Here is a 4,981-nt window from a genome sequence, read left to right as displayed (position 1 = left end):
CTGGCTCCTTTTCTGGCTATTGGCGGCATCGCTGCTTTTTTCTTTCGAATTAAAGCTATTTTTCATTTCGTATTAAGGAGGATAAATATGAATAGCGTATCTAATCTACTTCATTTAGCACAACAAGGTGACAAAGAAGCTGAAGCCAGATTGATTATCCGTTATGGGATTTATAAATAAATACGCTAAACGAAATGGCACCATTGATGCAGATTGCAAACAACAGTTGACAATTGCCTTTATCCTGGCAGTCAGTCGCTTTGATCTTAGTCGTTACAAATAATAGAGAAATATTCAAGGAAGTAATCATCAGATCTTAATGTTACCTTGATTGCCCCTCGATCTTTAAGAACTTCATATTACTTGTTTCAAGTACGTTCTTTTCTCTGCTGTCTGCTATATCGACAAAAGGGGGCAAGTCCATAGAACGACTAACCGGCGATTGTCTGCGTTCGCCCTCCAAAGCACTATCGTCGAGCAGATGTTTCCTCATAGCTTTGCAAGCCCGCATCACGCAAAGTTCTTCCGACATAGCCCAACTCTCGACGTGCAGCGGCATCGTTGACTGTGAACTCACGCCCGATCATGCGTATCATCGAGCGTGAGATCGGCGGATCCCCGTCTTTCCGCGTGACGGCCCAGATAGTGTCGAGCAGCCGGCCAATGGCAGAGGCAAGCCAGTAGGGCATCGAATGCAGCTTATCGATGGACAAGCCCTGTAAGTTCGCGAGCGAGGTGACGAACTCACGGAAAGTTTGCCCTTCCTGGTCTTTGATGAAGAAGGCATGACCGCCTTCTCCGCGTGTGAGTGCGCATTGTATCGCTTCTACCACATTGTCCACGTGGCAGGTTGCAAAAGCATAGTCTCCGCGGTTGATGAAGGCGAACTGTCCAGATCTGACTGCTTCGGGAAGCCCTTGACTAAACGGATCACCCGGCCCCCAGATAGCCGGCGGGCGAAGCGCGATGGTGCGAAAGCCGGGTTTGTTAGCTGCCAGAACCATCGATTCGGCCCGTGCCTTGCTTGCCAGGTAGGCGGAGAAGTGGTTCGGGAAAATCGGCGTGCTTTCATCAACGTTGCGTATGGGAGTACCGCCATTATCCATGAGGATTCCCGCTGCGCTGATGTAGACAAATGTCTTCGCACCGGCGGACTCGGCTGCCTTCAACAAGGCTACGGTTCCATCAACGTTGGTACGAAAGAAGGGTTCGCGAGGCCCTGAAAAGCGGAACAGGGCTGCTGCGTGCACAACCGCATCAATCACCGGCAATATGAGTGGCGTGCTGCTTTCGAGATCGGCATCGACTGGCGTAGCACCCATGGACTTGAGTTTGGCGTGAGATGATATGGAGCGTGTGAGTGCGAAAATCTCGTGACCGTCCTCTATGAGCTTCGGGATTAGGCGACCGCCTAGCAGACCAGTACCTCCCGTGACAAGAATTTTCATTGTGTTCGTCCTTTCTGTTCAGGATGTAGGATGGACCGTATGGCCCCCTCACGGATTTGCTCCAGGATTTCTGAAGTGGGTGGCACCGCTTTGCGTAGCCGAGATGTGACGTATAGTAGGGATGCAGCATTCGCAGACGCCCACATGAGATCGGCAGCCACCTCCACCGTCGGCCTGAGCCGGCCCTCAGCAGCGATGGCCGCGATGCGTTGGATGAGGAGCGCAAAGGCCTGCTCGGCGGCGGGAATTTCAGCATCGTTGAGAACGCGGCCCATCATCACCGCGTAGAGCCGTGGACGAGCCGCCGCGAAGCGCACGTAATCGTCCCAGCCTTCGCGGAGTGCCATAACCGGATCGAAAGATTGCGTGGCAGTCCTTTTGCTTTCGAGAAACTGAGCAAATGCTTCCTTAATGGCGGCGCTCAGTAGCCCATCGGCGCTGCCGAAGTGATGGTACAGCGTCGGTGCGGTCACCTTCGCGATTGCGCAGACGGAGCGTGTTGTGAACTGTGCCTCGCCCTCTTCCTCGAGAACTTGTAAAGCCGCATTAAGTAGAGTGTCGTGTGTATTCATGCGACCAATATAGCACAGCTATATTAGTTTGTCTATAGCGATGCTATATTGGTGCCAATACCCTCCTGACATTCAATAAAACCCCAGTTCCCGACGCGACTATATCCGTTTCCCGTACGGACGCTGAAAATCCCTCTTGATTCAGTGATTGTGGCAAACACGAGCGCTCCCCCCATCAAAGTCTGTCACTATAAGACCCACGATTTCTCTTGGACGATAAGCAAAGCTTACCCTAAAATTACGGCCTAGTACGCTTCTTTTGTTGTTGAACACCCCAGAGAGTAAATAAAATTCCCACGCCGGTTACGATGGAAGCAACCCAAGGAACGGCTGTTAGGCCTCCCCAAAATTGTAAATCTATAACCAAGCCTCCGATATACGCACCAAACGCATTACCCAGGTTAAAAGCCGCAACATTTAAAGTCGACGCCAGCGTTGGAGCTTCTTTGGCCGTATTCAACATATGAAGCTGCAATCCTGGTATAATTCCAAAAGCAGCCATTCCTAATACAAAAATCGTAATCAAAGCAGGCACTTTATGCTGATCCGTAATTGAGAATACTGCCAAAACTATGGCCAACACAACGAGTATCCCGAGAAGAGATGGCATTAATTTACGGTCAGCCAGCTTGCCCCCGATAATATTCCCTAGCGTGATGCCGATCCCGAATAAAACAAGGATGTAAGAAACCGAATTCACCGGGAACTTAGTAATATCAGTTAAAATCGGTGAAATGTAAGTAAATACCGTAAAGAGCCCTCCATTACCAAACGTCGTCATCAAAAGAGCAATATAAACGGTTGGCTTACGCAGTACACTAAGCTCCTGCTTAAGGTTTGATGAAGCTGATTCTACTTTTGGAACGAGCACGGCAATCCCAATCAAAGCAATCAGACCTAGGATAGTGATCGCCCAAAAAGTGGATCTCCATCCAAAGGCTTGACCAATAAATATACCGATAGGGACACCAAGAATATTTGCAAGTGTCAAACCGGCAAACATCATGGCAATAGCTCCAGCCCGTTTTCCCTTAGGAACCAGTCCAGCTGCAATAACAGATCCAACACCAAAAAAGGAACCATGAGTTAATGCAGCCACGATACGAGCTACCATTAATACTCCATAGTTCGGTGCAAGAGCAGCCAATGCATTACCTGATATGAACAGAATCATAAGAAAAAGAAGCAACTGCTTTCGCTTCATTCGATGAGTGGCGACCGTGATGATAGGAGCTCCTATAGCTACACCCAGTGCATATCCGGTAATGAGTAGCCCTGCTGAGGGGATGGACACCTGCAAATTTTTGGCCACTTCAGGAAGTAACCCCATAATAATAAACTCAGTCATTCCAATCGCAAATGCCCCTATTGTCAGCGCTAATAGTGCTAAAGTCGGGCTTTTACTTTCTGGTTTATTTTCTATATTCACTGCATCCAAATAAATAACCACCTATCCGTATTTTTCAAAAAGAAAGCACTCGAAAACCAGCAGCTTTAGCACCAGACTCGGGTGATTCCTGCATTATTCACAAGCCTCATTCGACAAGTTCTTTTTGCTACTCCTTCGATATAGGTCACCAATTTTGTCATACATATACGCACAATAGTTGTTCCATTTACTCGTGTTTCCTTGCGAAACAGCATTGCTGCAAATAAGACGAGAAGATATTCATTAGCATGCGCTTGTTATCCCTATCCAATTTGCTGAGCAAAACGCCTCCGAATCCAGATCCCCCCTAAACTCCCCAGCTTTAATCCCGTCACGAAAAATCGAATATATGATTCCGATCTTGCCTTTCACTAGAATCATGATACAATAAAAGGTACCGATCGGTATCTTTTATTGCACAACAAGATGTTCTAGAATGAAATAGCACCGCGCCTTTTTGATTTCATGAGAGTTATTACCTTTTTGGAATAACTAAAACTTATAGGAGGACTTGAGAATGACTGAAAAGTAGATTTTAAAGGCGTTGAACTGATCTGACCTTTTTTTCGCCGAATTAAAGAGTTGTCACATAATGAATATGTAGTGCACGTAAGGACAAGAAAGTTGATTATATATTTCTTATAATACGGAACTAAAATTCTCATTGTTACTCGGGATAGACGCATTCAAATGCTTCTCAAATCAAAATCTTGAGGAGAAAGACTGCATGGTCGATCAAGCGTATGATGATAAATCATCATTTCTTAAAACACGACAGTTCGACTATAGTCCCGTTACATTGGATGCAGCAACTCCTTATCAGGATGAAAGCACTCTTTGTTCTAAGATCAAGAAATGAAATTCAAAAAAAGAAAGCTATTGGATAAGCCAAAACAACCAGGGGAGCTGAAGTAAGATGAGTGAAGCAGCAGAAACGATAGAGGGTTGGTATGCGCTGCATGATTTCCGCACCATCGACTGGGTTGCCTGGGAAAGTGCAACCACAGAGGAACGCGAGTATGCAAAGCATGATTTGATGACGCTAATCTACGAATGGTCGGCGGTCGAATCCCGGATGGAGGGCAGCTTGGCAATGTACGCCATCGTCGGCCAGAAGGCAGACATTATGTTTATAAACCTACGCGAGACACTCGAGGAGCTGAACTCAGCGGAGAACGCATTTAATCGTTCTCGGTTCGCCAAATTCGTAAAACCAGTTTACTCGTACGTCAGTGTCGTCGAGCTGAGCAATTATTTAGCCCCTCCCGGCTCCGATCCGATGCAAGTTCCCGAGGTAGCCGCTCGCCTTAAGCCAATCCTACCCAAGGCGAAACATATCTGCTTTTACCCTATGAACAAGCGACGCATGCTTAACGATAACTGGTACATGCTTTCTCTGGAGGAGCGCAAAAACTTCATGCGCAGTCACGGTATGATCGGCCGCACTTATGCAGGCAAGGTCAAGCAGATTATCACCGGATCGGTCGGCTTCGACGATTGGGAGTGGGGTGTTACACTGTTTGCCGACGATC

5 protein-coding genes and 1 pseudogene are annotated in these 4,981 nt (G+C 47.4%); 3 read left to right on the top strand and 3 right to left on the bottom strand.

Translation table 11 applies throughout. From position 1 onward, the window contains the following. Positions 1 to 180 (top strand): annotated as a pseudogene (locus AMS66_RS33435) (hypothetical protein); the annotation flags it as partial. Continuing rightward, positions 164 to 283: a helix-turn-helix domain-containing protein gene (locus AMS66_RS33430; RefSeq protein ID WP_236703151.1), complete on the top strand. Its 120-nt coding sequence runs from the start codon at positions 164 to 166 to the stop codon at positions 281 to 283. The pseudogene AMS66_RS33435 and the gene AMS66_RS33430, both read left to right, overlap by 17 nt. A gap of 184 nt (positions 284 to 467) precedes the next feature. Here AMS66_RS33430 and AMS66_RS03545 read toward each other — a convergent pair whose 3' ends face one another. From AMS66_RS03545 to AMS66_RS03535, 3 genes are all read right to left on the bottom strand, one after another. Then, entirely contained in the window at positions 468 to 1,448 is a 981-nt protein-coding gene (locus AMS66_RS03545; RefSeq protein WP_053779477.1) for an NAD-dependent epimerase/dehydratase family protein, read from the bottom strand. Continuing rightward, on the bottom strand, positions 1,445 to 2,020 hold the full coding sequence (locus AMS66_RS03540; RefSeq protein ID WP_053779476.1) for a TetR/AcrR family transcriptional regulator: 576 nt from the start codon (positions 2,018 to 2,020) through the stop codon (positions 1,445 to 1,447). The genes AMS66_RS03545 and AMS66_RS03540 overlap by 4 nt, the downstream gene beginning before the upstream one ends. Positions 2,021 to 2,258: 238 nt before the next feature. Beyond that, complete coding sequence (locus tag AMS66_RS03535) at positions 2,259 to 3,458, bottom strand: MFS transporter (protein ID WP_053779475.1); 1,200 nt, start codon at positions 3,456 to 3,458, stop codon at positions 2,259 to 2,261. Positions 3,459 to 4,365: 907 nt separating this feature from the next. Between AMS66_RS03535 and hemQ the strand changes: the two genes are divergently transcribed. Beyond that, positions 4,366 to 4,981: hydrogen peroxide-dependent heme synthase (gene hemQ / locus AMS66_RS03530; RefSeq protein WP_407944518.1), on the top strand; the 616-nt coding region annotated here is incomplete at its 3' end.

Source organism: Paenibacillus xylanivorans, from assembly GCF_001280595.1.
Lineage (GTDB): Bacteria > Bacillota > Bacilli > Paenibacillales > Paenibacillaceae > Paenibacillus > Paenibacillus xylanivorans.
This window is presented reverse-complemented; position numbering and strand designations above follow the sequence as displayed.

Coding starts and splice junctions, on each gene's coding strand:
- AMS66_RS33430 (WP_236703151.1), top strand. CDS start 164: ATGGGATTTATAAATAAATACGCTAAACGAAATGGCACCATTGATGCA.
- AMS66_RS03545 (WP_053779477.1), bottom strand. CDS start 1,448: ATGAAAATTCTTGTCACGGGAGGTACTGGTCTGCTAGGCGGTCGCCTA.
- AMS66_RS03540 (WP_053779476.1), bottom strand. CDS start 2,020: ATGAATACACACGACACTCTACTTAATGCGGCTTTACAAGTTCTCGAG.